Consider the following 23,124-nt stretch of genomic DNA (forward strand, 5'->3'; position numbering starts at 1 on the left):
GAGGGTGCCAACCCGAATCACCACTCACGACCGGCCGCGGCAGACCGGCGGCTAGGGTTCACGCGTGGCTGGGTTGAGGGGTGTGTTCGCGGGGTTCGGCAAGAGCAAGGCGTTCGCGGTGCTGGGGCGGGCGCTGATGCCCGCCGACCGGGTGCTGCTGCGGATCAGCGGCGGCCGGGTCGGCGTCGGCACCGCGGTCGGGCTGCGGACATTGCTGCTCACCACGATCGGGCGGCGCAGCGGCGAGCCGCGTCAGGTGCCGCTGCTCTACGTCGAGCGCGCCGGCGGGTACGTCGTCATCGGCTCCAACTGGGGCGGCGAGGCGCATCCCGCGTGGTCGGCGAACCTGCTGGCGCAGCCGAAGGCGACCGCCGCGATCGGCGGCCGGACGGCCGACGTCACCGCGCGGCTGCTGACCGGCGACGAGCGTCAGGAGATGTGGGACGCCGTCGCGGAGTACTGGCCCGCCTACGACCGCTACGCCGTGCGGGCCGAGCACCGCGAAATCCGCGTGTTCCTGCTGGAGCCGCTCAGTCCATGAGGTCGGTGTGCCGGATCCGGTACACCTGCAGCCGCAGGTTGTAGTACTTGTCGGTCTCGCCGACCCACTGCATGCCGAGGCGCTTGGCGACGGCGATCGCGCGGGTGTTGTTCGGCCGGGCGACCGCGAACAGCTCGTCGGTGTCCTGCGTGAACGCCCACTGGATGAGCGCCTGCGCCGCCTCCGACGCGTAACCCTGGCCCCAGACGCCAGGGCTGAGCTGCCAGCTCAGCTCGAGGTCCTCTTCGTACGGCGGGAGCAGCCGGATGCCGAGGCCGCCGATCACGGCGCCGTCCTCCTTGCGCTCCACGGCCCAGCGCCCGCGCGGCGGCCAGAGGTTGGGCTGCGCCTCCTGCCACGCGTTCAGCACGGCCCGCATCGCGCCGACGTCGCCGACGCGGTCCATGGCCGGGGTCAGCCAGTGCGTGACGTCCTCCGCGCCGTAGATCTCGAAGGCGGCTTCGGCGTCGTCCACCGTCCAGTCCCGGATCACGAGCCGGTCGGTGCTGAGCGCAGTCTCCATATCAAGACGCTACGCCCGGGGACGCCCGATTGTTCCCTCCGCAAAGTGCTCAGAAGGTGAACACTTCACCCCCGATGATGTGGGTATGGAGACTCTGGAAGGCATCGAGGTGCTGAAGGTCACGTCGGTCGCGCAGTGGCGGGAGTGGCTCGCGTCGCGCGGCCCGGCACGCGCGGTGTGGCTGGTGATCCGGCGCAAGCACAGTTCTTCGCCGGGCGTGCTGGTGCACGAGGCGATGGAGCAGGCGCTGTGCTTCGGCTGGATCGACAGCAAGGCGCTTCGGCGCGACGCGGAGAGCACGTACCTCTGCCTCACACCGCGGAACCCGAAGAGCACGTGGAGCCGGGTGAACCGCGAGCGCGTCGCCCGGCTGACCTCCGCGGGGCTGATGACACCACCCGGGCAGGCGATGGTCGACCTCGCCCGCCGCACGGGGACCTGGGACGCACTGGCCGAGGCCCAGGACGGCATCGTCCCGCCGGATCTGCGGCGGGCGTTCGACCCGGTCGCGGCCGCGCACTTCGCCGCGTTCCCGCCGTCGTCGAAGCGGCTGATTTTGGAGTGGATCGCGAAGGCGAAGCGCCCGGAGACGCGACAGCGCCGGATTGCCACGACTGTGGAGCTGGCGCGTGAGAATGTGCGGGCCGCGCACCCGAAGGCGGCTTAGGGCCGGGTGTGTGGACTGCTTGGCCGCGCCACCTAGCGGCGCCTTAACTGCTGGGCCGGTTCGCCGGTGCCCGCGGCGGATGACCGTGGAGCTGGCCCCGGGAAACCTACGGGCCGCGCATTCGAAGGCGGCTTAGGGCGGGGCCGGTCGCGGGTCGCCGGCGGCCTGGCTGAGCGGCCGGTTGCGCAGCTGGCCTCGGGAAACGTGCGGGCCGTGTATCTGAAGGCGGCTCGGGGCGGGGCCGGTCGCGGATCGCCGGCGGCCTGGCTGAGCGGCCGGTCGCGCAGCTGGCCCCGGAAGCGTGCGGGCCGCGCATCCGAAGGCGGCTTAGGGGCGGGCCGGTCGCGGATCGCCGGCAGCGTGGCTGAGCTGCCGGTCGCGCAGCTGGTCCCGGGAAACCTAGGGGCCGCGCATTCGAAGGCGGCTTAGGGGCGGGCCGGTCGCGGATCGCTGGCGGCCTGGCTGAGCGGCCGGTCGCACAGCTGGCCCCGGAAACGTGCGGGCCGCGCACCCGAAGGCGGCCTAGAGTCGGGCCCGTGGACGAGATGCGTGAACTCCTGGCCCGTGCCGCCGCGCTGGCCGCGGACCACCGGGACGGCCTGGCCGAGCGGCCGGTCGCCCAGGCCGTCGACACCGCCGCCCTGCGCGCCGGCTTCGGTGGGGCGCTGCCGAAGGACCCGAGCCCACCGTCCGAAGTGCTCGAACAGCTCGCCCGGGCCGCCGAACCCGGGTTGACCGCCACCGCCGGGCCGCGGTTCTTCGGCTTTGTCATCGGCGGGTCGCTGCCCGCCGCCACGGCCGCCGAGATGCTCGCCGCCGGGTGGGACCAGAACGCCTTCAACGCCGTCCTTTCACCCGCCGCCGCGGCCGCGGAGGACGTCGCGGGCGGGTGGCTCAAGGAGCTGCTCGGCATCCCGGCCACCGCGACCACCGGGTTCGTCACCGGCGGGCAGGCGGCGAACACCGTCGGGCTCGCCGCGGCGCGGCACCACGTGCTCGCCGCGGCGGGCTGGGACGCCGAGCGTGACGGGCTCTTCGGCGCCCCGCGCGTCCGCGTGGTCGCGAGCGCCGAGCGGCACGCGACGATCGACCGCGCGCTGCGGCTGCTGGGGATCGGCACGAGCGTCGTCGAGGAGGTGGCCGCCGGTCCCCAAGGCGCGATCGACGTCGCCGACCTCGCCCGCGTGCTGGCCGCCGGGTCCGGCCCGGCGATCGTCTGCCTCCAGGCGGGCAACGTGAACACCGGCGCGTGCGACGACCTGCGCGCCGCCCGCGAGGCCGCCGGCGACGTCTGGGTGCACGTCGACGGCGCGTTCGGGCTCTGGGCCAGGGCGAACCCGGCCACGGCGCCGCTGATCGACGGCGTCGAGCTGGCCGACTCCTGGGCGTGCGACGGGCACAAGTGGCTGAACGTGCCCTACGACTCCGGTTTCGCCTTCTGCGCCCACCCGGACGCCCACGCCGCGGCCTTCGCCAACCGCGCGGCCTACCTGACCGGCGCGGGGGAGGTGTCCGGCATGGGCGACCTGACGCCGGAGTCGTCGCGGCGCGCCCGCGGGTTCGCCGTCTGGGCGGCGTTGCGCGAGCTGGGCCGCGACGGTGTGGCCGAACTGGTCGACCGCTGTTGCCGCCTGGCCCGCCGCTTCGCCGGCTCACTGGCGGAAGGTGGCGCGGTGATCGGCAACGACGTCGTCCTCAACCAGGTCCTGGTTTCCTTCGGCGATGACGCCCGTACCAACGCGGTGATCGCTGCGGTTCAAGACGATGGCACGTGCTGGCTCGGCGGAACCACCTGGCGCGGCCGCCGTTATCTGCGGATTTCGGTGTCGAACTGGTCCACGACGGAAGCCGACGTCGACCGTTCGGCGGCGGCGATCCTGCGGCTCGCGAGTCAGTGACCTTCGCGCACTGAAAGCGGATCCCGCCGCCAGGCGATCGTCTTCGTCTTGCCGGTCGGCCAGGCCGACGAGAGCCGCCGCCGCACGCTGCCGAGCGCGCCCAGCTTGACCAGGTCGACCCGGGAACCCTGTGCCGCCAACGAGGTCACCTCGGTGGTGGTGAGGGGGACGATGTCGAAGAACTGGGCGTCTTCGCCGCCGGTGCCGTCGACGAACTCGGTGAAGATCGAGGCGAACGCCTGGCCGCATTCCGGACATTCGCGCAGGGAAACGCCGAAGTGGGACCGTTCGACCAAGCGGTGGGTTTCCCGAAGGCGGGTCGTGCAGAACGCCATCGCGGTCAGGGCGTCTTTGCCGTAGCAGCGGGCGCAGCCGAACTCCGTCATCCGGGGATCTTCGCACACCGTGAATCCGGACCCGGCTGCGACACGACCGGGAAATCTGTTTGCCGCAGACCTTTCGCTCTGTCCGCAGTGGTCTGGACCTGTTAGCCTCAGCGCGTCCGACCGGCCGTAGCCGAAGGGAACCCTGTGCTCCGCATGAGAAAACGCTTTGCCGTGGCCGCGTTGGCGCTCGCCGCGGCCGCCGTCGTGGCGCCACCCGCGGAAGCCGGGCCGTCCCACGGCGGTCAGTCCCAGGACAAGGTGATGGCCTACTTCGCCGACTGGGACGTCTACGCCCGCAACTACCACGTCAAGGACATCGAGACGTCCGGGTCGGCCGCGAAGCTGACCCACATCAACTACGCCTTCGGCAACGTGACCGGCGGCGGCTGCGCGGTCGGCGACCCGTGGGCCGACCACGACATGCCCTACGACGCCGCCGGCAGCGTCAACGGCCAGGCCGACAGCGGCACCCTTCACGGCAGCTTCAACCAGCTCCTCGAGCTGAAGAAGCTGCACCCGAAGCTGAAGGTGCTCTGGTCGTTCGGCGGCTGGACCTGGTCGAGCGGCTTCACCGAGGCGGCGAAGAACCCGGCCGCGTTCGCCGAGTCCTGCTACAACCTCGTCAACGACCCGCGCTGGGCGGGCGTCTTCGACGGCATCGACATCGACTGGGAGTACCCCAACGCCTGCGGCCTGACCTGCGACACCAGCGGGCCGAAGGCGTTCACCGGTCTCGTGAAGGCGCTGCGCGCGAAGTTCGGGCACCAGCTCGTCACGGCCGCCATCACCGCGGACGGCTCGCGCAACGGCAAGATCGACGCGAACGACTACGCCGGGGCGAGCCGCTACCTCGACTGGTACAACGTGATGACCTACGACTACTTCGTCGCCGGGGGCAGCCCGACCGGGCCCACCGCGCCGCACTCGCCGCTGCGGTCCTACCCGGGCATCCCGACCGCCGGGTTCTACGCCGACGCGGCCATCCAGAAGCTGCGCCACCAGGGTGTGCCGTCGTCGAAGATGCTGCTGGGCCTCGGGTTCTACGGCCGCGGCTGGGACGGCGTCACGCAGAAGCAGCCGGGCGGCACGGCCACCGGTCCGGTGACCGGCACGACGACCGGGGAGGACGGCGTCGAGAACTACAAGGTCCTCAAGACGACCTGCCCGGCCAACGGCAAGGTCGCGGGCACGGCGTACGCCAAGTGCGGCTCGCAGTGGTGGAGCTACGACACCCCCGAGACGGCGGCGGCCAAGGCCGGTTACGCGAAGTCGCAGGGCCTGGGCGGGGTGTTCGCCTGGGAGCTGTCGGGTGACACCACCAACGCGGAACTGCTGCGGGCCATCTCTTCCGGCCGCTGCTGAAAAGCTGGAGGGCCCGGGTGGCGAAGCCGCCCGGGCCCTTCGTCCATTCACGACTGCCGCGGGAACCCGTGCCGCCGCGCGCCGACGACCACGGCGAGCACCGGCACCAGGAGCACCAGCAGCGTCCACGGGAACACCGTCGGCCCGGAGGTGTCGAGCAGGATCCCGCCGGCCACGCCGCCCGCGGCCATCGCGGCGTTCCACAACGTGACGAGCATGGCCTGCGCGTTGTCCGCCGCCTCGCCACCCGCGTTCCCGGCCGCGGTCTGCAGCAGCGTCGGGACGCCGCCCCAGCCGAGGCCCCACAGCGCGACGGCGACGTAGATCAGCGCCGGACTGCCCGCCAGCAGGAGCACGGCGGCCACCGCGACCAGGACCGTGCTGAGGATCGTGAGCCGGCGCAGCGCCCGGTCGATCCGGGCGCCGACGATCCCGATGCCCGCCATCGACGCGACGCCGAAGACCAGCAGGACGACGTCCACCGAGCCACCCAGCCCGGCGTGGCCGAGGAACGCGGCGACGTAGGTGTAGAGCACGGTGTGGGCCAGCACGAACACGAGCGTCACGACCAGGACCGGCGCGACGCCGGGCACGGTGAGCGTGCGCAGTACCGGCAGCCGCCCGCCGCGGGGCTGCCCCGGGTGGTCCGGGACGCCGGCGGCGATCCACCCGAGCAGCACGAGCGCGATCACCGACATCACGCCGAACGCCGAGCGCCAGCCGAACAGTCCACCGAGGAACGTCCCGGCCGGGATGCCCAGCGACAGCGCGAGCGGGATGCCCGCCATCACGACCGCGATCGCCTTGCCCTCACGGCCGGCGGGCGCCAGGCGGCGCGCGTACCCGGCCAGCAGCGCCCAGACGACACCCGCCGCGACCCCGGCGACGAACCGGGCCACCATCGTCAGTGCGTAGTCCGCGGACAGCGCCGTCACCGTGTTGGCGACGGCGAACCCGGCGACGCCGGTCAGCAGCAAGCGTTTGCGCCGCCAGGCCGACGTCGCCGCGGACAGCGGGATCGCGGTGAGCGCGGTGCCGAGCGCGTAGATCGTCACGGCCTGGCCGGCGGCGGACTCGCCGACGCCGAGGCCGGCGCTCATGCCGGGCAGCACGCCCGCGGGCAGGGCCTCGGTGAGCACCGTGACGAAGGCGGCGGTGGTCAGGGCGAGCAGAGCGGGAGTCCTCATGCCGTTATGCTCGAACACTCACATGGATGTGATGGTCCAGTCCGGCGGACGTGAGGTGGCGCACATGCGGATCGGCGAGCTCTCCGAGCGCACGAGTACGTCCCGGCGGCTGCTGCGGTACTACGAGGAGCAGGGTCTCATCATCGCCTCCCGCGGCGCCAACGGCTACCGCGACTACGACGAGACCACCGTCGACCGGGTGATCCAGGTCCGCGGGCTCCTGGACGCCGGCCTGCCGACCCGGATCATCAAGCAGATCCTGCCGTGCCTCGACAAGCCCCGCGCGATCTACTTCCCGGACGCGACCCCGGAGATGCTGGCGACCCTGGAAGCCGAGCGCGACCGCATGGCCCGCCGCGCGGAATGCCTGCTGCGCAACCGGGACGCGATCTCGGAGTACTTGGACGCCGTCCGCGAGTACAACCGCGTCTGACCCCAAAGCCGTGAATGGCCCATTGAGGGACTTCAAGTCCCTCAATGGGCCATTCACGGCTTTACGAGGGCAGCGCCGCCTCGGCCGGGGCGGCGGCGGTCGCCGGGGCCTGCACCCAGTGCAGGGTGTCGGCCTCCGGCCACCAGCCCGCCGGGTCCGGGCGGGGACGGGCGCCCTCCTCACCCCACCAGCGCGGGGGCGCCTCGTCACCCATGTCCTCGACCGTAGGAGAGCGGTGCGGCCGTCCGCACCGGTCGGGTCCGGCCAACGTCCGGTTCCGGTCACCCCGGCGGTGGCCGGTACCGGACAGTGGCCGAAGCCGCCCCTGCCGGAGCCGTCCGGATGGCCCTACCTTGGCCCGGAGATCCCTTCGCGAAAGGACGACATGATCAAGCGAGTGCTGGCCGGGCTGGTGGCGACGCTGGCCTTCGGCGCCCTGGGCGCACCGATGGCGGCGGCGGCACCGGGCAACGGCGGCCCGGCGGTCCGGCCCCCGGGCACCGACTGCGTGTGGATCTGGACCCAGGGCCCGCCCCAGTGCCGGAAGGTGGAGTAACGCTCGGCAGGCGCTCAGCCCGGCCCGGGTTTCGTGGCAAGCGGCGCCCGCCGGTCGTGAGGGGCACCTTCAGGGACATCAGAGCCATGAGGGTGCCCCTCACGGCTTCGGTCTCGGGTTGGGCGAGCGTCCCGGTTCAGGTGGGTCGGTCGGGTGATCCGGGCTGGGCCGGGCGGTGGCCGGCTCGGCCGGTGTCCGCCGGATTCAGCCCGGCCCGTTGGGTTTCCGCAGCCGCCCGGGCGATCCGCCCCGGCCAGGTGCCCGGGCGATCCGGCTCGCCCAGGCCGGAAGCGGAGCAACCCGCTCAGCCCAGCCAGCCCAGCCGGGTCGCCCAGGCCGGAAGCGGAGTAGCGCTCGGCAGGCGCGCAGTCCGGCCGGGTTTCGTGGCAAGCGGCGCCCGTCGGTCGTGAGGGGCACCTTCAGGGACATCAGAGCCAGGAGGGTGCCCCTCACGGCTTTCGGTCCCGGGTAGTCGAGCGCCCCGGTTCAGCGAGTCGGCCGGGTGATCCGGACGGGACTGGGCCGGGCGGTGGTCGGCTCCGCCGGATTCAGCTCGCCCGTTGGGTTTCCGCAGCCGCCCGGCCGGGTGCCCGGGCGATCCGGCTGGCCCGCCAGGCCGGAAGCGGAGTAGCGCTCGGTGGACACTCAGCCCGGCCGGATTTCGCGGCAAGCGGTGCCCGCCGGTCGTGAGGGGCACCTTCAGGGACATCAGAGCCATGAGGGTGCCCCTCACGGCTTCGGTCCCGGGAAGCGGAGCAACCCGCTCAGCCCAGCCAGCCCAGCCGCGTCGCCGCGAACACCGCGGCCACCCGGTTGTCGGCCTGCAGCGCCTCCAGCAGGCCCTGGACGTGCCGGCGGACCGTGCGCTCGCTGACTTCGAGGTGACGGGCGATCGCGCCGTCGGTCATCCCGGTTGCCAGCAGGTCCAGCACCTTCGCCTGGGTCGGGGTGAGCCCGTGGCGCGGGTGCGCGCCGTCCACCGCCACCGCCTGGCTCCAGACCAGCTCGAACAGCATCCGCAGGGCCGCGACGATCGTCGGGCTGCGGACGAACAGGGCGCCGTCCATCCCGCTCGGGTCCAGCGGCACCAGCGCGGAGTGGTGGTCGGCCACCACCATCTTCATCGGCAGCTCCGGCGCCACCCGCATGGCCCACCCGGCCGCGACGCTGGCGTCCACGACCTCCTTCGCGCCGTCGAACTCCAGGGCCGCGCGCTCGTAGACGTTGCGCAGCCGCACCCCGCGCTCGGTCACCGCGTCCGGCAGGCGCATCACCGTGCCGGCGTCCGGCTTCCGCTTGAAGTGCCGGGTGGTGAAGGTGAGGAACTCCTCGCGCGCGGACAGGCACAGCTCCAGCGACAGCGAGCCGATGCGCTGCGGGTCGGTCAGCACCTCGACGGCCGAGTCCCCGCTGCCGCCGTGCGCGGCGCGGTACACCGCCTGCAGCATGTCCAGCTGCTGGCGCGCCGCGACGATCTGGCGCTGCTGCTCCACCAGCCGCTGCTGCGCGCCCAGGATGGCGTGGTCGACGGCGCGCACCGGCTCCATCGGCGCGATCACCGGGTCTTCGCGGTAGTCACGGCGCACGAAACCCTGGTCGAACAGCTCCCGCATCTCCGGGCTCTCGGCCCGCGGGTCGTCCAGCGGGAGCGGCCCGGTGCGCACCATCGTGTCGTACAGCGCGCCCGCGCCGGGCGTCAGCAACCCCTCGAGCATCCGTCCTCCTCCGGCAGCAGCGGGGACGAGGACGGCCGGATCCGGCCGTTGTCCGCTCTGCCCCCTACCCCACGCGCCGGACGGCGGAAAGGATTAGGCCGGTCATCGGATCGGACGCGGAATTTCGCCGCCGGACCCTCGAGGGGTGGGCCCGGCGGCGGGCCGGACCCGTCGTGGGGGCGGGTCCGGCCCCGCGTCAGGCCAGCGCCATGAAGCACGCGTCGATCTCGTCGAAGCGCGCGCCTTCCGGGGTGGCCCGGTAGATGTCGAGCGCGCTGTGCAGGGCCTGGCGCGCGTCGTCCTCGCGGCCGACGAGGCGGTAGCAGTCCCCGAGCGCGACGAGGAAGAAGGCCGCGTGCCGCCGGTTGCCGATGGTGCGCAGCAGCGCCACGGCCCGCTCCAGGTGGGCCACGGCGGCGGCCCACTCGCCGTCGCGCAACGCGACGAAACCCAGGTTGCCGACGGCGTGCGCGACACCGTCGGGGTCGTCGTGCGCCTGGGCCAGCGCGACCGCCCGGTCGAGCCAGTCCCGGCCCTGTTCCCGGTCGCCGGACTGGAAGTGGCAGAACCCGATCAGGTCGAGCGTCTTGACGTAGAGGCGGGGATCGTCGTGCGGTTCGATCAGGGTGAGCACGCGCTCGCACTGCTCGAGTTCGGCGCGCAGGTCGCCGGAGTACTCCCACGCGCCCGCGAAGACGTGGCGCAGGTGCGCCTGCTGCAGCCGGTCGCCGGCCCGCTCGGCCAGCAGCAGGGCCTTGGGCAGGTTTTCGAGCGCGACCTCGGGGTGACCGGAGAAGATGCTGGCGCTGGCGAAGATCCGGTGCGCGCACAGCTGGGCGTGGACGTCGCCGAGCTGCTCGGCGGCGGCGAGCGCGGCCCGGCCCGCCGCCTCCCGCTCCCGCAGGTGACCCTGGCGGGCCCGGAACTCGTTCAGCAGCCACGCCAGCTGCCAGACCTGGGCGTGCCGGCCGTGCTCCACCGCGAGCTCGATGGTGGCGGTCAGGCACGCGTGCTCGGCCGCGAACCAGCTCAGCGCTTCGGCGTGGTCCCCGAACCGCCGCGGTTCGACGCCGGGCAGCGGCGGTGCGAGCCGGATCGGCGGGTCGCCCGGCAGGAGCGCGGCCTGGCCGTGCCAGGAGGTCCGGAGGTAGAAGTCCGTCACCCGGCGCAGGGCGGCGTCGCGAGTGTCCGCGGACAGGGTGCGCGCGGCCTCTTCGGTCCCGAAGAGCCGGACCAGGTCGTGCATCCGGTACCGGTCGTCGGGCGTCCTGGTCAGCAGGTGCGCGTTCTCGAGCGTGCGGACCAGCACCCTGGTCGCCGCGAGCGTCCGGCCCGCCAGCGCCGCCGCGGCCGGCAGGCCGATGTCCGGCCCGGGAGCCGGCGCGAGCAGGCCGAACAGCTCCGCGGCTTCGGGTGGCAGGTGCCGCATGGACCACGAGAACACCCCGCGCAGGCTCGATCCGGCTTCGCCGGTGTCGAACCCGTCCAGCCGGCTCGCGTGGTCGCGCAGCTCGTCGGCCAGCAGCGCCAGCGGCAGGTCGGGGGAGGTGACGGCCCGGGCCGCGACGATGCCCAGCGCCAGCGGCAACCCGGCGCAGAGCCGGATCAGCTCGTCGACCGTGCCGGTCTCGGCGGCGATCCGGGCCGCGCCGAGGTGCCGGCCGAGCAGCTCCCGCGCCTCTCGCGCCGGCAGCAGGTCCAGGGAGATCGACCGGGCTCCGTGCGTGGCGACGAGCCCGCCGAGCCGGTGCCTGCTGGTGACCACGACCCGGCAGGCCGCGGTGCCGGGCAGCAGGGGGACGACCTGCTCGGCGTCGGCGGCGTTGTCGAGCACGATCAGCACGCGTTTCCCGGCGAGCAGGCTGCGGTACATGGCGAGCTGAGCGTCGGGATCCGACGGCACCGCGGCGCCGTCGGCCCCGAGTGCGTGCAGGAACCCGCGTACCGCCACCGAAACCGGCATCGGCTCGGCGACCGGATCGAAGCCGCGCAGGTTCACGTACAGCTGCCCGTCGGGGAAGTCGCCGAGCTTCCCGGCCGCCCAGTGCAGCGCCAGCCACGTCTTCCCGATCCCGCCCGCCCCGCCGATGGCCGAGATCACCACCGGCTCCGCGGATTCCCCGGCGGCGTCGAGCGCCGCGAGCAGTTCGGCGCGGCCCACGAAGGACGCCGGAGCCGCCGGGAGCTGCCGGGGCACCGGCCGGACGTCGGCGGTGCGGGCCCGCGGATCGCCGCGCAGGATCCGCTCGTGCACCCGCCGGATCCCGGGACCGGGATCGGCGCCGAGCTCCTCGGCGAGCAGCCGCCGGATCCGGTCGTACTCGCGCAGGGCGTCGCCCTGCCGCCCGGCGCCGGCCAGGGCGAGCATCAGCTGCCCGCGGAGCCGCTCGTCCAGCGGGTGCGTCCCGGCCAGGCCGGCCAGCTCGGGGATCAGCTCGCCGGCCGCGTCGCCGCGCAGCCCGATGTCGGCGAGGTCGAGCCGCGCCGCGAACCGCCGGCTCTCCAGCACCCCGCGCAGGTTCGCGAACCACGGTGTGTCCAGGTCGCCGAACGGTTCACCGGTCCACAGGGCCAAGGCCCGCGTGAGGAGATCGGCCGCCGTCCGGTCGTCACCGGCGGCACCGGCCTCGCCGAGCAGCCGGCGGAACACGTGCAGGTCGACGGACTCGGGGTCCGCCGACAGGAGGTAACCGCCCGAGCGCCGCGTGATCGCCGCTTCGGGGAGGTCGCCGAGCGACGTCTTGAGCCGGGACACGTAGCTGTACAGGGCATCCCGCGGGTGGGCCGGCAGGCGCTCACCCCAGATCCGCTCGGCGAGCGTGTCCGCGGGTACGAGCTGGTTGACGTCGGTCAGGAGCGCGGTGAGCAGGCCCCGCAACCGCGGCCGGCGGATTTCCAGCGGCCGCGCACCGGCCTGGACCTCCAGCGGGCCCAGCAGTCTGAACCGCAACGGTTCCACGCCACCTGTCTCCCGCGCTCGTCCGGGCGCTCACTGTAACCGAGGCGGGAAAGGCGCCGGAAAGAATCGCGCAAGGTGTGTCCGGCACCGTGGGTGTCGTCGCCGGTGCCCGCCACGAACCGCCGAGGGGGCGGTTCGTGTTCCCCGTACCACGACCGCGGGCCGGATCGTCTTCCCCTGCCGAAGGCCGTGCTCCGCGGCCCATCGACGATCCGGCGGGTGGCAGGACCGGCCCGGGAACCCTCGAACACCCGGGTCGGGCCTGTCACCTCACCAGCGGCGGGACGGGTCGATCACGTGGACCGCGGCCTCTTCGGCCGAGGCCGCGCCGCCGTCGACGCCCTCGTCCGTGGCGTACAGCTCCTCGTCGGCGTCTTCGCCGAAACCCTCGTCCGTGGCGACCAGCCGGCCCGCGCGGACGTCGCCGACCTCGTCGTCGACCAGTTCGCCGTCGGTGTCCTCGCTGTCGCCGAGGCCGTCGTCGTCCGCGTCGTCGGCCAGGTCCGGGACCTCGCGGGCGAGCCGGCCCTCCCAGCTCTCACCCTCCGCGGTCTCGTGCGCGGTGGTGCCCCAGCCTTCGGTCGCCTGCGCGCGTTCCGGCGGTGAATAACCCTCCGCCAGCTCGTCGCGGTCGTCCAAAGTGTCCTCGGGGTCCAGAACGCCGTTGTCGGCGTTGTCTTCGATGTCGTCGTCCATGGCCCCCATCTTCGCGCAACTCCTTGGCCGCACCGGGTCTGGGTGATATCACCGTGCAGGCCGCCGCACGGGCGGTGTTCCGGTGAAAGGTGATTCCCCATGCCGATGAGACGCAGGGTGCTGGCCGCGGGGCTGGCCGGGGTGTTCGGCGCCGCCGTGTCCGGGCGGGCCGCGCAGGCCGCGACGGCGCCGGCGGTGCGGCTCGACCAGCTGAACCTGGTCAACCTGTCGCACGTCAACGACCCCGCCACGACCAACGTGTTCCCCGGCGACCCGGCCTTCTCGCTGGAGACCATCGCGACCATCCCGGCCGACGGCTACTACCTCCAGTTCGTCCGCGAAGGCGAGCACACGGGCACGCACTGGGGCGCGCCCGGCCACTTCAACACCGGGCAGCCCCTCGCCGACGAGATGGATCCCGCGGATCTATTCCGGCCCGCCGTCAAGATCGACATAAGAGCGAAGGCCGCGGCGAACGCGGACTACGGCGTCACGATCGACGACCTCAAGGCCTGGGAGAAGCGCCACGGCCGGATCCCCGACGACGCCGTCGTCGTGCTCTGGACCGGCTGGGACGCCAAGTGGGGCACCCCGGCCTACCCGAACACCGGCGCCGACGGCGTGCTGCACCAGCCGGGCTTCTCGATCCCGGCGGTCAAGTGGCTGATCGACACCGGCCGCCTCGGCCGCCGCGGCGGCACCGGCACGGACACGTTCAGCCCGGACGTCGGCACCGACGAGACGTACACCGTGTCGAAGCTGGTCTACCAGCGCCACCGGATCAGCCTGGAGATCCTGGCGAACCTCAAGGCCCTGCCGACGACGGGGGCCTGGGTGCTGGCGGGCGGCCCGATCAACCGCAAGGGCGCCGGCTCCACGGCGACGATCTTCGGCGTGCTCCCACCGGGGGTGCGCGCGGACTAGCTCGCCGAGAGCGGCGTCGCGCCCGACAGGGTCAACGCCGACAGCGGGGCCGGGCGGCCGAACCGGTAGCCCTGGGCGGTGGTGCAGCCCGCCCGGGTGATCAGTTCGGCCTGCTCGGCCGTCTCGATGCCTTCGGCGACGACCGCCAGGTCGAGGTCGGCGCACAGCCCGACCAGCGACCGGCACAGCGCCGCGTCGCGCTCCGGCTGGACGCCCGTCGTCAGCGCGCGGTCCAGCTTGATCAGGTCGACCGGCAGCGCGTGCAGCACGGTCAGCGAGCTGTACCCGGCCCCGAAGTCGTCCAGCGCCACGCGGACGCCGAGGGCCTGCAGCCGCCGGATCGCGTCGGCGCCGGCGGCGAGGTCCGGCACCGGCACGGTCTCGGTGATCTCGACGACGAGCCGTTCCGCGGGCAGCCGGTAGCGCGCCAGGCTCGCGCTGACGCTCTGCTCGAGCGCGGGCGCGCCGAGCCGGCTGGCGCAGACGTTGACGTGCACGGTCAGGTCCAGCCCGGCCGCGGTGATCTCGCGGCAGGCCAGATCCAGCACCAGCGCGTCCAGCTCGGCACCGAGGCCGGCGCCCTCGACCGCGCGGACGAACGTCTCGGGCGAGACGGCCGTGCCGTCCGGTGCGCTCCAGCGGGCCAGTGCCTCGACGGCGACGGGCGTCTCGTCGGGCAGCCGCACGATCGGCTGGAACACCAGCCCGAAGCCCTCCGGGACGCCGCCGGCCGCGCGGCGCAGCGCCGACGGGAAGTCCGGCGGGCCGTCCTGTGACGGCCGGTAGACGACGGTGGTGTCCTTGCCGAGGCGCTTGCCCGCGTACATCGACGTGTCCGCGCGGCCCAGCAGCACGTCGGAGGTGACCAGCGGCTCGGCCGGGTCCGGCACCACCAGCCCCATGCTGGCGCGGACCGGGACGAGCGTGCCGTGCACCGCGAACGGCCGCCGCAGCGCGCCGCGGATCCGGTCGGCCACCGCCTGTGGCGCGTCGACCTCGCCCTCCAGCAGGATGGCGAACTCGTCACCGCCGAGGCGCGCGACGGTGTCGGTCGAGCGCACGCAGCCCAGCAGCCGCTGCGCGACGGCGTGCAGCAGCAGGTCGCCGCCCGCGTGCCCGAACCGGTCGTTGACCTCCTTGAAGTCGTCGAGGTCGACGAAGATCAGCACGAGCGGGTGGCGGGCGTCGGCGCCTTCGGCGACGGCCAGGTCCAGCCGGTCGCCGAACAGCGCGCGGTTGGCCAGCCCGGTGAGCGGGTCGTGGAAGGCCTGGTGGGTCAGCTGCTGCTGGCCCTCGTACACCCGCCGCAGCAGCAACCGGTTGTCCAGCACGGAAAGCAGCTGCCGGGCGAGCACGAGGAACACCACGAGCACGCCGACGAACACCTCGACGCCGTCCGGCCCGGCCCCGCCGATCAGCTGCACGGTGATCAGCAGCGCCACCGCGGTGACCGGGATGTAGGGCAGCGCCAGCTGCCACCAGTCGACGCCGCCGGCCTGGCCCGCGTCATCGCGCCGCCGCGTGGTGGGCGTGACGAGCAGGGCGTAGGCGATGAACAGCGGGCCGAGCACGAACCCCGCGTCGGCCCACGGTTTCATGCTCTCCGCGCCGATGCTGACGAGGTAGGCGAACACGCTGTCGGAGCAGGCGAGCGCGACGATGCCGAGGGCGAGCAGCAGCAGGTTCTTGCGGTAGGGCCGGTCCACCCGGTCGAACACCACCAGCAGCACCGCCACGACCACGACGACCAGGTCCGACAGCGGGTAGGCGATGGCCACGGCCCACGAGCCCGCGTCCGGCGCGGTGGCCCGGACCAGCTGCCCGAGCGCCGCGGTCCAGGTCAGGATGAACAGCGAGCCGGTGACGACCAGGCCGTCGAGCACCACCGCGATCCCGAAGTGCGCGGTCCACTGCGCGGGCTGCCAGCGCTCGCGGTCCGGCCGGATCCGCGCCCTGGCCAGGGTGAACAGCGCCGCGAGCGCGAAGACCGGGAAGCTCAGGTACCCGACGTCGGCCAGCGACGGCGAGGGCAGGCCCCGGCCGTCGACCAGCTGGTACCACGACCAGACGCACTGCCCGAGCGACCAGCCGGCCATGCCGAGCGCGATGAGCAGCCGCCACCAGCGCTGGTGGCCGCGGAAGCGCCGGGCGACCAGGCAGCCGCAGACGACCGCGGCCACGCCGGCGCTCAGCTGCATGGCGTCGTCGATCCACAGCGCGAAGGTGTCGCCCCAGAACGCGAACCCGTTGACGACGATCACCGCCGCCGTGACGACGACGAGCAGGATCGCCACCGGGTACCGCCGCACTGTCATGGCACCTCACGTGGTCAAACCCGGTCCGTCGAACTGAGAAACACTACACCGGACTCGACCGGGGACCGGCTCACCGCACCGGCACCATCAGGCGATGTCACGCCGGTGGAGCAGCCAGCCGCCGAGGACGGCGAAGACGACCACGTACCCCGCGAGCACGGCGGTGGCCTGCCCGGATCCGACGATCTGCTCGACACCTGGAGCGCTCGCCCCGAAGGACGCCACGAGCGCGCCCGCGTTCGGCCCGGGCAGCACCTTCTGCAGCTCGGCGACCCACGTCAGCAGCGGCGCGGCGATCGACGCGAGCAGGTTCTGCACGGCGAGCAGCCAGACCAGGCCCAGCCCGATCGGCAGCGCGACCGAGCGCAGGCCGACCGCCAGCAGCACGCCGAGCGCGCCCCACATCGTCGCCACCAGCCAGCCGGCGCCCAGGCCCAGCAGGATGTCGGACGCGCTGGGCCAGACCAGCGCCTGGTTCTGCAGCGAGGCGACGAGCGCGCTCGCACCCGCTGTCGCGGCGAACAGCACGAGCACGACGGCCAGGCCCGCCACCGCGACGACGACCAGCTTCGCGCCGAAGACCTTGACACGCGAAGGGTTCTGCACCAGCACCGTCTTCCACGTGCCGAAGCCGTATTCACTGCCCGCGACGAGCACGCCGAAGATCAGCGCGAGCGCGCCGACGAAGATCGGCAGCCCGCCGAGGGCGCTGCCGACGAACGCGTCCGGCAGCATCGCGCTCAGCCCGCGTCCGGCGCCGGGCCCGCCGGAGGCCGGTGGCCCGTCCAGGCCCGCGTAGGGGACGGCGTAACCGAAGGTCAGCGACAGCACGACGGCGACGGCCAGCAGCAGCCAGCTCGCGGGACGGCGGGACTGCTTGAGGAGCTCGGCTCGGATGTCACGCAGCATCGGGGGTACCTCCGGTCAGGGCGAGGAACGTCTGTTCCAGGTCGGGTTCGTGCCAGCGCAGCTCGGTGACGTCGAGGCCGGCGGCGACCAGCCCGGCGTTGATCCGCCCGGCTTCGCCGGGGTCGACGTCGAGTTCGAGCGCGGCGCCGTCGGCGTGGACGCGGTCCGCGCCGAGCAGCCGGCCGAGGTGTTCGCGCGCCTGCTCCAGCGGGCCGGCGACCACGCGCAGTGCGCCGCCCGAGCGCAGGTCCGGCACCGTCGTCTCGGCGACGAGCCGGCCGCGGTCGAGCACGCCGACGCGGTCGCAGATCTGCTCGACCTCGGTCAGCAGGTGGCTCGACAGCAGCACGGTGCAGCCGTCCGCGGCGAGCTTGCGCAGGGTGACGCGCATGTCGGCCATGCCCGCCGGGTCGAGGCCGTTGGTCGGCTCGTCGAGCACCACCAGCTCGGGGTCCTTCAGCAGCGCGGCCGCGAGGCCGAGCCGCTGCTTCATGCCGAGCGAGTACGTCGAGTACTTGTCCTTGGCCCGGTCGGCCAGGGTGACGACGTCGAGCACGTCCTCGACGCGGGTGCGGTGCACCCCGGCGTGGTCGGCCAGGATCCGCAGGTTCGCCCGGCCCGAGAGGTACGGGTAGAAGGCGGGGCCCTCGATGAGCGCGCCGACGCGGGCGAGGCTGGCGGCGCCGGGTGCGTCACCGAAGAGCCGGACCTGACCCGAGGTGGGGCGGATCAGGCCGAGCAGCATCCGCAGCGTCGTCGTCTTGCCGGCGCCGTTCGGGCCGAGGAAGCCGTAGACCTCACCGGCGTGCACCGACAGGTTCAGCTCCGCCACCGCGGCGGTCGTTCCGTAGCGTTTGGTCAGGGCGATCGTTTCGACGGGCAGGTTCACGGGTCTCCTTCCGGACGCGGCCCCACGGCTTGAAGACCGAGAGGACGCTGGCGAACAGCAACAGGCTGGGGGCGACGATCACGGGGTAGAGCAGGCCGGCCGGGTCGCCCTGCGGGGTCTGCCCGGCGGCGAGCTGGCGGCCGTACTCGGCCGCGTCGTACAGCCCCGGGCGCAGCGCGAAGAGGATCAGCAGGGCCATCAGGACGTTCACGGCCAGCTTCACGGCCACCCACCAGTAGCGGACGAGGCCGTACTTCGTGCCGAGGCCGAGCACGACGCCGGTGGCGAGCGTGAGGACCGCGGCGATCAGCATCGGCCACACGGCGAAGAGTTCGAGCGCCTGCAGGCTCGTGGCGACAACGGCGGCGTCGTCCGAGATCAGCGCGGTGGCGACCAGGATGCCGAGGACCGCGTCGATCCCGATCCACAGTCCACCCGAGACGATGTGGGCCACCAGGTACCCCTTGCGGGCCCGGGCGCCGAGGCGACTGGTCATGGGTCCCTCCTTTTCGACGCTCCTCATCCTCGGGATTCGCGGCGCCGCGGTCGTCCCGCTGCGGACGGCTTTCGCGCGTACGCCGAGGCGCGTACGCGGTGTGCCAGGATGCGTAGATGGTCGAGGTGATCGGCGCCGGATTCGGCCGCACAGGCACGATGTCCGTGCGCGCCGCCCTCGAGGCCTTGGGCCGCGGGCCGTGTCACCACATGGCCGACGTCCTCGGCGAGCCGGCCGCCACGGTGCGCTGGACGGCCGCGCTGCGCGGCGACCGCGAGGCCCTGCGCGCCGCCGTCGCCGGATACCGGGCCACGGCGGACTTCCCGGGCTGCCTGCTGTGGCGCGAGCTGCTGGACCTGTTCCCGGACGCCAAGGTCCTGCTGAGCGTCCGGGATCCGGAGAGCTGGTACCGCAGCGCGGTCCGGACCATCTTCGACCCGGTGCTGGACCAGGTTTTCGCGAAGCTGGGCGCCGAAACCACCGAGTTCGTGGCGGCGCTGGCCGAGCACGGTTACCGCCACACCGGCCGCGACGCCGCGATCGCGTGGTTCACCCGCCACAACGCCGAGGTCGCGGCGGCGGTCCCGGCGGAGAAGCTGCTGGTGTACGAGGTGCGCGAGGGCTGGGAGCCGCTGTGCGCGTTCCTGGGCGTGGACGTGCCGCCCGAGTCGTTCCCGCGGGTCAACGACTCAGGGGACTTCACAGGCACCGTGGAGCGCTTTCTCGACGGCGGCTGATCGTCAAGGGCCCGATAGACTGAATCGGTGACCGAAGCGAAGGAGCGGACGCGGGAGCGCATCTCCCGCCGCGGCGTCGACAAGTTCACCGAGCGCCGGGCGCAGCTGGCCGAGTCGGCGCTGCAGACGCTCGCCGAGCTCGGGTACGCGCGCACCAGCCTGCGGGAGATCGCCCAGAACTCGGACTTCTCGCACGGCGTGCTGCACTACTATTTCGCCGACAAGGTCGAGCTGCTCACCCACTGCGTACGGCAGTTCGAGGAGGTCTGCGTAACCCGCTACGACGAGCTGGTGGCCCGCGCCCGCACCGCCGAAGAGCTGGAGCACGACTTCGCGGCAGCGATGGCCGGCACCCTGCGCACGGACGCGAAGATGCATCGCCTCTGGTACGACCTGCGCAACCAGAGCCTCTTCGACGAGTCCTTCCGCGCCGACGTCCTGGAGATCGACCGGCGCCGCGAAGAGATGATCTGGCACGTGGTCTCGCGCTACGCGGAACTGGCTTCGCTCCCGGTCAACGTCTCGGCGCCGGTGGCGTACGCCCTGTTCGACGGCCTGTTTCAGCAGGCCCTGCTGCATCACCTGGCGGGCTCGGCCGCGTCCTCGCTCGAGCAGGATGTTCCGGCGGTGCTGGCCCGCGTGGTGACCCGGTAGTTCCGCCTCCCGAGGTGTCGATGGAGGATTCGGGACGCTGGGCGTCCAGAATCCTCCATCGACGAGGGCCGTGGCCCGTTCGTCGTTAGGTGGGCTGATCGCGGCGCCCCCGCGGCGCCGGCACGACAAAGGCGATGACGGTGGCGGCCAGCCCCACGAGCAAGGGCAGGTGCACCGCGGTGGGCGCGGCGGTGACGAGGAACAGCCGCAAGGTCCCGGAAATCAGCAAACGCCACATCCTCGGGCTCATGATCAACAAATACCCGTGGAGGTCAGCGCCGAAGCCGCTCGATCAGGTGTAGCGCCTGGCGGCCTGCTTGCTGGGGATCGGCGCCTCGGTTGCCCCGTTCGAACTCGCCGGGTCCGGGGAACCTCGGCCGCGCCTGGATTCGCCGAGCTGGGTTCCGGCTCGCCTCATAGCCGCCGGATCAGCTGTACCCCGGCTGCTCGGGTTCGCCACGGTCGGTGGTGGCCGGGGAGCGCCGGCCTCAACCCCGCTCGATCCGGTTCGTCCTGGCCGACCCAGGTTCGCTGTGGTCGGTGGCGGAGTGTGCCTGTGCCGGACTCACCAGATCCGGACCCCGGCCGCGCTTGGGTTCGCCGAGGTGGGTTCAGGCTCGCCTCAAACCCGCTGGATCAGCTGTTCCCCGGCCGAACCCGGGTCTCACCGACCACCACCGGATCCAGGCCCGGATCCGTCTCATCAGCCCGGGCCCAATACCCCGCCGCCTCCGCCGCCAACCCGCGGGCCGACGCGACATTGCCCAACCCCGTGTAAGCCCGCGCCGCCTCGTGGTCGCTTTCGCACGCCTCCGCCCGGGCCGCCGCCTCGCGGTAGGCCGCCGCGGCCTGGTCCAGCTCGCCCGTGTGGAACCGGGCCCAGCCCAGGCAGTTCAGGGCCAGCACAGCGTCGTGCTCCAAGCCGAGTTCGTCGAACACCGTCAGCGTGGCCGCCGCGAGCTCCGCCCCTGCCGCGGCCTCGCCCAGCGCGACGCGCACCAGTGCGATGCCGCGCCTGGTGATGGCGGCGCTGCGGCGGTTGCCGATCTGCTCGTAGAACTCCAGCGCCGTAAGGAAATCCCGCAGGGCCGACCCGTGCTCTCCGCGGTAGTGGTCGGCCCAGGCGTGGTGGGCCAGCGCGGTGTTCTCGCCGTGGCGGTCGCCGATCGCGCGGTACTCCCGCAGTGCTTCGTCGTAGCACTCGGACGCGCCGTCGATGTCGCCCCGGTCGACCAGGGCGATGCCGAGGTTGGCCGTCGTGGTCGCCACCGCCCAGCGGTCGCCCGCCTTCTCGGCCGCGGCGCGGGCCCAGCGGTGCGTCGTGATCCACTCGTCCCACAGCTTCGCGAGGAAGAAGTACCCGCGCAGGAAGAACGCCAGCTGCCAGCAGCGCTCGTGCTCGCCGAGCTCCCCGGCCCGGCGGCACAGCGCGACCAGGTTCGGCCACTCCGCGCGGAACCACGCGACGCCCTCGAGTGGCGCCGGCTCGAGCAGGCCGGCGGGGTAGGTGACCACAGGGCGGTAGCGCTGCGGGGTCAGCACACGGTCGGCCTGTTCGGCGCTCCGGACGGCGAACGCCGCCAGCCGCCCGAACGCCGCCTGCCGCTCCTCGGGTTCGAGTGCGGCTTCGCCGGTCTCGGCGGCGAACGCGCGGAGGAGGTCGTGGAAGCCGTACCGGTCGGCGGCGGGCTGGGTGACCAGGTACGCGTCGTGCAGGCGGTCGAGCAGCCGGTCGGTCTCCCGCGGTGCGAGCCCGGCCAGCGCGCTCGCCGCGTGGAGGTCGAGGTCGCCGCCGGGGTGCAGCGCGAGCAGGCCGAACAGCCGGGCCTCGGCGTCACCGAGCTGCCTCGCCGACAGCCGGAAGGCCGCGGACAGGCTGCGTTCGCCGTCGTCCAGCTCGCCGAGGCGCTCGGCTTCGACGGCCAGCCGCCGGTCCAGTTCGGCGACGTCCCACGCCGGGTGGGCCCGCAGCCGCGCCGCGGCGATCCGGACGGCGAGCGGGAGCCGGCCGCAGCGGTCGGCGACGCGGGCCGCGTCGGCGGCGTCCGCTCCGGTGAGCGCGGCGAACAACCCCGCCGCCGCGTCGGCGGGTAGGACGTCGAGGGAGACGTGCCGGGCCTCGTCGAGTGCGCTGAGACGCGACCGGCTGGTGATCAGCACCCGGCACTTGGGTTCGGCCGGCAGCAGCGGCCGCACCTGCGCCGCGTCGGCCGCGTTGTCCAGCACCAGCAGCAGGCTCCGCCCGCGCAGCCGGGAGCGGTACGCCGCCGCCCGGTCGTCCGGGTCGGCCGGGATCCGTTCGGCGGGCACGCCGAGCACCCGCAGCAGGCGATCGTGCAGGGCCGCCGGATCCACCGCGCCGTCACCGTGCCCACGCAGGTCGACGAACAGGCAGCCGTCGGCGAACCCCGCCTCGAGCCGGTGCGCGCAGCGGACGGCCAGCGCCGTCTTGCCGACGCCGCCCATCCCGGAGACCACGCACACGCCGCCGTCGGCTTCCAGCGCGTCGCGCACCGCTTGCAGTTCTTCGGCGCGGCCGGTGAAGTCCCCGGTCGCGGCCGGCAGCCCGGACGCCCGGACGTCGGGACGGGTGCGCCGCCGCGCGGGCTCGCGGGGCAGCAGCGCGGTGAGCGCCCCGGCCGCGTCCAGCTCGGCCTCGCACAGCGCGGCCAGCGCCTGATTCGGTGTGGTCAGCCCGGTTTCCACTTTGCTCAGATAGCCCTTGCTGTAGTGGACGCGCTCCGCGAGACCGGTGAGGGAGAGCCCGGCGGCCCGGCGGAGGCGGCGCAGCTCCGCGCCGAACGTCGCTCGCTCGCCCATCCGCATCCACCCCCGTCGCAGAAGCATTATGACGCCGCCGGAACGCCGTCGTGGGTGGCCGGCCGGGTCCGCGGACCCGGCCGGCCGCTGTGCGCACAGCCCGTGTTCGTCACGCATGGCCCCGTCCTCAGCCGAAGACGACGGTCAGCAGGGCGAGGAACAGCCCGATCGCGTGGGTCTGCATGGTTACCGCACCTCCTCTCCGTGTGCGGCGACCACGGTGGTGACTCGCTCCGCGGGGACCGGCTCCTCCTGGTGGCCCAGCAGGAGACCGGCCACGAGGGCCGTGCCCGCCACCCAGAAAGCCAGCCGCAGGAGCAGCGAAAACGAACAGAACACCTTCATTTCGACTCCTTCGACAACGCGCGCCAGGGCAGCACTCGGCAACACGGGAACGCCCGTGGTCTTGTGGTTTTTGCCGCGGAATCACTGCGGCTCACCAAGAATGCGGTGGCCT

General features: G+C 73.2%; 23 protein-coding genes. 9 read left to right on the forward strand and 14 right to left on the reverse strand.

Features of this window, described 5'->3' with window-relative positions:
• Positions 1-73 precede the first annotated feature (73 nt).
• Positions 74-541 (forward strand): nitroreductase family deazaflavin-dependent oxidoreductase, encoded by a 468-nt coding sequence (locus tag ACIOD2_RS12725; protein WP_400538022.1) that lies wholly within the window; start codon positions 74-76, stop codon positions 539-541.
• Here the strand turns inward: ACIOD2_RS12725 and ACIOD2_RS12730 are convergent.
• On the reverse strand, positions 531-1,064 hold the full coding sequence (locus ACIOD2_RS12730; RefSeq protein WP_323322308.1) for a GNAT family N-acetyltransferase: 534 nt from the start codon (positions 1,062-1,064) through the stop codon (positions 531-533). The two genes, ACIOD2_RS12725 and ACIOD2_RS12730, sit on opposite strands and share 11 nt — an antisense overlap.
• An 85-nt stretch (positions 1,065-1,149) precedes the next feature.
• On the opposite strand from ACIOD2_RS12730, the gene ACIOD2_RS12735 reads away from it, so the two are divergent.
• Both ACIOD2_RS12735 and ACIOD2_RS12740 read left to right on the forward strand, forming a co-directional pair.
• Positions 1,150-1,731 carry a YdeI family protein gene (locus tag ACIOD2_RS12735; RefSeq protein WP_400537141.1) on the forward strand — a complete coding sequence of 194 codons (582 nt, stop codon included), beginning with the start codon at positions 1,150-1,152 and terminating at the stop codon, positions 1,729-1,731.
• Between the two features lie 545 nt (positions 1,732-2,276).
• The gene (locus ACIOD2_RS12740) at positions 2,277-3,629 is read left to right on the forward strand and encodes a pyridoxal phosphate-dependent decarboxylase family protein (protein ID WP_400538024.1); all 1,353 of its coding nucleotides are present in this window, start codon (positions 2,277-2,279) and stop codon (positions 3,627-3,629) included.
• On the opposite strand, the gene ACIOD2_RS12745 is transcribed toward ACIOD2_RS12740, so the two are convergent.
• Positions 3,623-4,015, reverse strand: a complete 393-nt coding sequence (locus ACIOD2_RS12745) for a hypothetical protein (protein WP_400537143.1) — start codon at positions 4,013-4,015, stop codon at positions 3,623-3,625. The two genes, ACIOD2_RS12740 and ACIOD2_RS12745, sit on opposite strands and share 7 nt — an antisense overlap.
• A gap of 144 nt (positions 4,016-4,159) precedes the next feature.
• On the opposite strand from ACIOD2_RS12745, the gene ACIOD2_RS12750 reads away from it, so the two are divergent.
• Positions 4,160-5,377: a glycoside hydrolase family 18 protein gene (locus ACIOD2_RS12750; protein WP_400537145.1), complete on the forward strand. Its 1,218-nt coding sequence runs from the start codon at positions 4,160-4,162 to the stop codon at positions 5,375-5,377.
• A 47-nt stretch (positions 5,378-5,424) separates the two neighbouring features.
• On the opposite strand, the gene ACIOD2_RS12755 is transcribed toward ACIOD2_RS12750, so the two are convergent.
• Positions 5,425-6,564, reverse strand: a complete 1,140-nt coding sequence (locus tag ACIOD2_RS12755) for an MFS transporter (RefSeq protein WP_400537146.1) — start codon at positions 6,562-6,564, stop codon at positions 5,425-5,427.
• Positions 6,565-6,628: 64 nt separating this feature from the next.
• Here ACIOD2_RS12755 and ACIOD2_RS12760 point away from each other — a divergent pair, with 64 nt between their 5' ends.
• Positions 6,629-6,997, forward strand: a complete 369-nt coding sequence (locus tag ACIOD2_RS12760) for a MerR family transcriptional regulator (protein WP_400537148.1) — start codon at positions 6,629-6,631, stop codon at positions 6,995-6,997.
• A gap of 61 nt (positions 6,998-7,058) precedes the next feature.
• On the opposite strand, the gene ACIOD2_RS12765 is transcribed toward ACIOD2_RS12760, so the two are convergent.
• On the reverse strand, positions 7,059-7,211 hold the full coding sequence (locus tag ACIOD2_RS12765) for a hypothetical protein (protein WP_400537150.1): 153 nt from the start codon (positions 7,209-7,211) through the stop codon (positions 7,059-7,061).
• A 171-nt stretch (positions 7,212-7,382) separates the two neighbouring features.
• On the opposite strand from ACIOD2_RS12765, the gene ACIOD2_RS12770 reads away from it, so the two are divergent.
• Positions 7,383-7,553 carry a hypothetical protein gene (locus ACIOD2_RS12770; protein ID WP_400537152.1) on the forward strand — a complete coding sequence of 57 codons (171 nt, stop codon included), beginning with the start codon at positions 7,383-7,385 and terminating at the stop codon, positions 7,551-7,553.
• 764 nt (positions 7,554-8,317) lie between these two features.
• Here the strand turns inward: ACIOD2_RS12770 and ACIOD2_RS12775 are convergent.
• From ACIOD2_RS12775 to ACIOD2_RS12785, 3 genes are all read right to left on the reverse strand, one after another.
• Positions 8,318-9,268, reverse strand: a complete 951-nt coding sequence (locus ACIOD2_RS12775) for a LuxR C-terminal-related transcriptional regulator (protein ID WP_400537153.1) — start codon at positions 9,266-9,268, stop codon at positions 8,318-8,320.
• A 196-nt stretch (positions 9,269-9,464) separates the two neighbouring features.
• Positions 9,465-12,218: a BTAD domain-containing putative transcriptional regulator gene (locus ACIOD2_RS12780; protein WP_400537155.1), complete on the reverse strand. Its 2,754-nt coding sequence runs from the start codon at positions 12,216-12,218 to the stop codon at positions 9,465-9,467.
• Positions 12,219-12,497: 279 nt separating this feature from the next.
• The gene (locus ACIOD2_RS12785) at positions 12,498-12,923 is read right to left on the reverse strand and encodes a DUF5709 domain-containing protein (RefSeq protein ID WP_400537157.1); all 426 of its coding nucleotides are present in this window, start codon (positions 12,921-12,923) and stop codon (positions 12,498-12,500) included.
• A 99-nt stretch (positions 12,924-13,022) separates the two neighbouring features.
• Here ACIOD2_RS12785 and ACIOD2_RS12790 point away from each other — a divergent pair, with 99 nt between their 5' ends.
• Positions 13,023-13,847: a cyclase family protein gene (locus ACIOD2_RS12790; protein WP_400537159.1), complete on the forward strand. Its 825-nt coding sequence runs from the start codon at positions 13,023-13,025 to the stop codon at positions 13,845-13,847.
• Here ACIOD2_RS12790 and ACIOD2_RS12795 read toward each other — a convergent pair.
• The 4 genes from ACIOD2_RS12795 to ACIOD2_RS12810 all read right to left on the reverse strand — a co-directional run bounded on the left by ACIOD2_RS12795 (position 13,844) and on the right by ACIOD2_RS12810 (position 18,456).
• Complete coding sequence (locus ACIOD2_RS12795) at positions 13,844-16,162, reverse strand: putative bifunctional diguanylate cyclase/phosphodiesterase (RefSeq protein WP_400537161.1); 2,319 nt, start codon at positions 16,160-16,162, stop codon at positions 13,844-13,846. The genes ACIOD2_RS12790 and ACIOD2_RS12795 overlap by 4 nt on opposite strands.
• Before the next feature lie 87 nt (positions 16,163-16,249).
• On the reverse strand, positions 16,250-17,071 hold the full coding sequence (locus ACIOD2_RS12800) for an ABC transporter permease (RefSeq protein ID WP_400537163.1): 822 nt from the start codon (positions 17,069-17,071) through the stop codon (positions 16,250-16,252).
• Complete coding sequence (locus ACIOD2_RS12805; RefSeq protein WP_400537165.1) at positions 17,061-17,960, reverse strand: ABC transporter ATP-binding protein; 900 nt, start codon at positions 17,958-17,960, stop codon at positions 17,061-17,063. Before ACIOD2_RS12805 ends, ACIOD2_RS12800 begins: the two co-directional genes overlap by 11 nt.
• A complete protein-coding gene (locus tag ACIOD2_RS12810) occupies positions 17,869-18,456 on the reverse strand; it encodes a hypothetical protein (RefSeq protein WP_400537167.1) in 588 nt (195 codons plus the stop codon). The genes ACIOD2_RS12805 and ACIOD2_RS12810 overlap by 92 nt, the downstream gene beginning before the upstream one ends.
• Positions 18,457-18,572: 116 nt before the next feature.
• Between ACIOD2_RS12810 and ACIOD2_RS12815 the strand changes: the two genes are divergently transcribed.
• The gene (locus ACIOD2_RS12815; RefSeq protein ID WP_400537168.1) at positions 18,573-19,193 is read left to right on the forward strand and encodes a sulfotransferase family protein; all 621 of its coding nucleotides are present in this window, start codon (positions 18,573-18,575) and stop codon (positions 19,191-19,193) included.
• 27 nt (positions 19,194-19,220) lie between these two features.
• Entirely contained in the window at positions 19,221-19,847 is a 627-nt protein-coding gene (locus ACIOD2_RS12820; protein ID WP_400537170.1) for a TetR/AcrR family transcriptional regulator, read from the forward strand.
• 85 nt (positions 19,848-19,932) lie between these two features.
• On the opposite strand, the gene ACIOD2_RS12825 is transcribed toward ACIOD2_RS12820, so the two are convergent.
• The 3 genes from ACIOD2_RS12825 to ACIOD2_RS12835 all read right to left on the reverse strand — a co-directional run bounded on the left by ACIOD2_RS12825 (position 19,933) and on the right by ACIOD2_RS12835 (position 23,012).
• Positions 19,933-20,085: a hypothetical protein gene (locus tag ACIOD2_RS12825; RefSeq protein WP_400537172.1), complete on the reverse strand. Its 153-nt coding sequence runs from the start codon at positions 20,083-20,085 to the stop codon at positions 19,933-19,935.
• Between the two features lie 398 nt (positions 20,086-20,483).
• Entirely contained in the window at positions 20,484-22,667 is a 2,184-nt protein-coding gene (locus ACIOD2_RS12830) for an ATP-binding protein (protein WP_400537174.1), read from the reverse strand.
• 186 nt (positions 22,668-22,853) lie between these two features.
• A complete protein-coding gene (locus ACIOD2_RS12835) occupies positions 22,854-23,012 on the reverse strand; it encodes a hypothetical protein (RefSeq protein ID WP_400537176.1) in 159 nt (52 codons plus the stop codon).
• Positions 23,013-23,124: the final 112 nt, after the last annotated feature.

This window comes from Amycolatopsis sp. NPDC088138 (assembly GCF_044741685.1).
GTDB lineage: Bacteria > Actinomycetota > Actinomycetes > Mycobacteriales > Pseudonocardiaceae > Amycolatopsis.

Bases quoted from the DNA above. Each gene is read 5' to 3' on its own strand.
- ACIOD2_RS12730 (WP_323322308.1), bottom strand. From the start codon at position 1,064: ATGGAGACTGCGCTCAGCACCGACCGGCTCGTGATCCGGGACTGGACG.
- ACIOD2_RS12735 (WP_400537141.1), top strand. From the start codon at position 1,150: ATGGAGACTCTGGAAGGCATCGAGGTGCTGAAGGTCACGTCGGTCGCG.
- ACIOD2_RS12740 (WP_400538024.1), top strand. From the start codon at position 2,277: ATGCGTGAACTCCTGGCCCGTGCCGCCGCGCTGGCCGCGGACCACCGG.
- ACIOD2_RS12745 (WP_400537143.1), bottom strand. From the start codon at position 4,015: ATGACGGAGTTCGGCTGCGCCCGCTGCTACGGCAAAGACGCCCTGACC.
- ACIOD2_RS12755 (WP_400537146.1), bottom strand. From the start codon at position 6,564: ATGAGGACTCCCGCTCTGCTCGCCCTGACCACCGCCGCCTTCGTCACG.
- ACIOD2_RS12760 (WP_400537148.1), top strand. From the start codon at position 6,629: ATGCGGATCGGCGAGCTCTCCGAGCGCACGAGTACGTCCCGGCGGCTG.
- ACIOD2_RS12765 (WP_400537150.1), bottom strand. From the start codon at position 7,211: ATGGGTGACGAGGCGCCCCCGCGCTGGTGGGGTGAGGAGGGCGCCCGT.
- ACIOD2_RS12770 (WP_400537152.1), top strand. From the start codon at position 7,383: ATGATCAAGCGAGTGCTGGCCGGGCTGGTGGCGACGCTGGCCTTCGGC.
- ACIOD2_RS12775 (WP_400537153.1), bottom strand. From the start codon at position 9,268: ATGCTCGAGGGGTTGCTGACGCCCGGCGCGGGCGCGCTGTACGACACG.
- ACIOD2_RS12785 (WP_400537157.1), bottom strand. From the start codon at position 12,923: ATGGACGACGACATCGAAGACAACGCCGACAACGGCGTTCTGGACCCC.
- ACIOD2_RS12790 (WP_400537159.1), top strand. From the start codon at position 13,023: ATGCCGATGAGACGCAGGGTGCTGGCCGCGGGGCTGGCCGGGGTGTTC.
- ACIOD2_RS12795 (WP_400537161.1), bottom strand. From the start codon at position 16,162: ATGACAGTGCGGCGGTACCCGGTGGCGATCCTGCTCGTCGTCGTCACG.
- ACIOD2_RS12800 (WP_400537163.1), bottom strand. From the start codon at position 17,071: ATGCTGCGTGACATCCGAGCCGAGCTCCTCAAGCAGTCCCGCCGTCCC.
- ACIOD2_RS12810 (WP_400537167.1), bottom strand. From the start codon at position 18,456: ATGACCAGTCGCCTCGGCGCCCGGGCCCGCAAGGGGTACCTGGTGGCC.
- ACIOD2_RS12815 (WP_400537168.1), top strand. From the start codon at position 18,573: ATGGTCGAGGTGATCGGCGCCGGATTCGGCCGCACAGGCACGATGTCC.
- ACIOD2_RS12825 (WP_400537172.1), bottom strand. From the start codon at position 20,085: ATGTGGCGTTTGCTGATTTCCGGGACCTTGCGGCTGTTCCTCGTCACC.
- ACIOD2_RS12830 (WP_400537174.1), bottom strand. From the start codon at position 22,667: ATGGGCGAGCGAGCGACGTTCGGCGCGGAGCTGCGCCGCCTCCGCCGG.
- ACIOD2_RS12835 (WP_400537176.1), bottom strand. From the start codon at position 23,012: ATGAAGGTGTTCTGTTCGTTTTCGCTGCTCCTGCGGCTGGCTTTCTGG.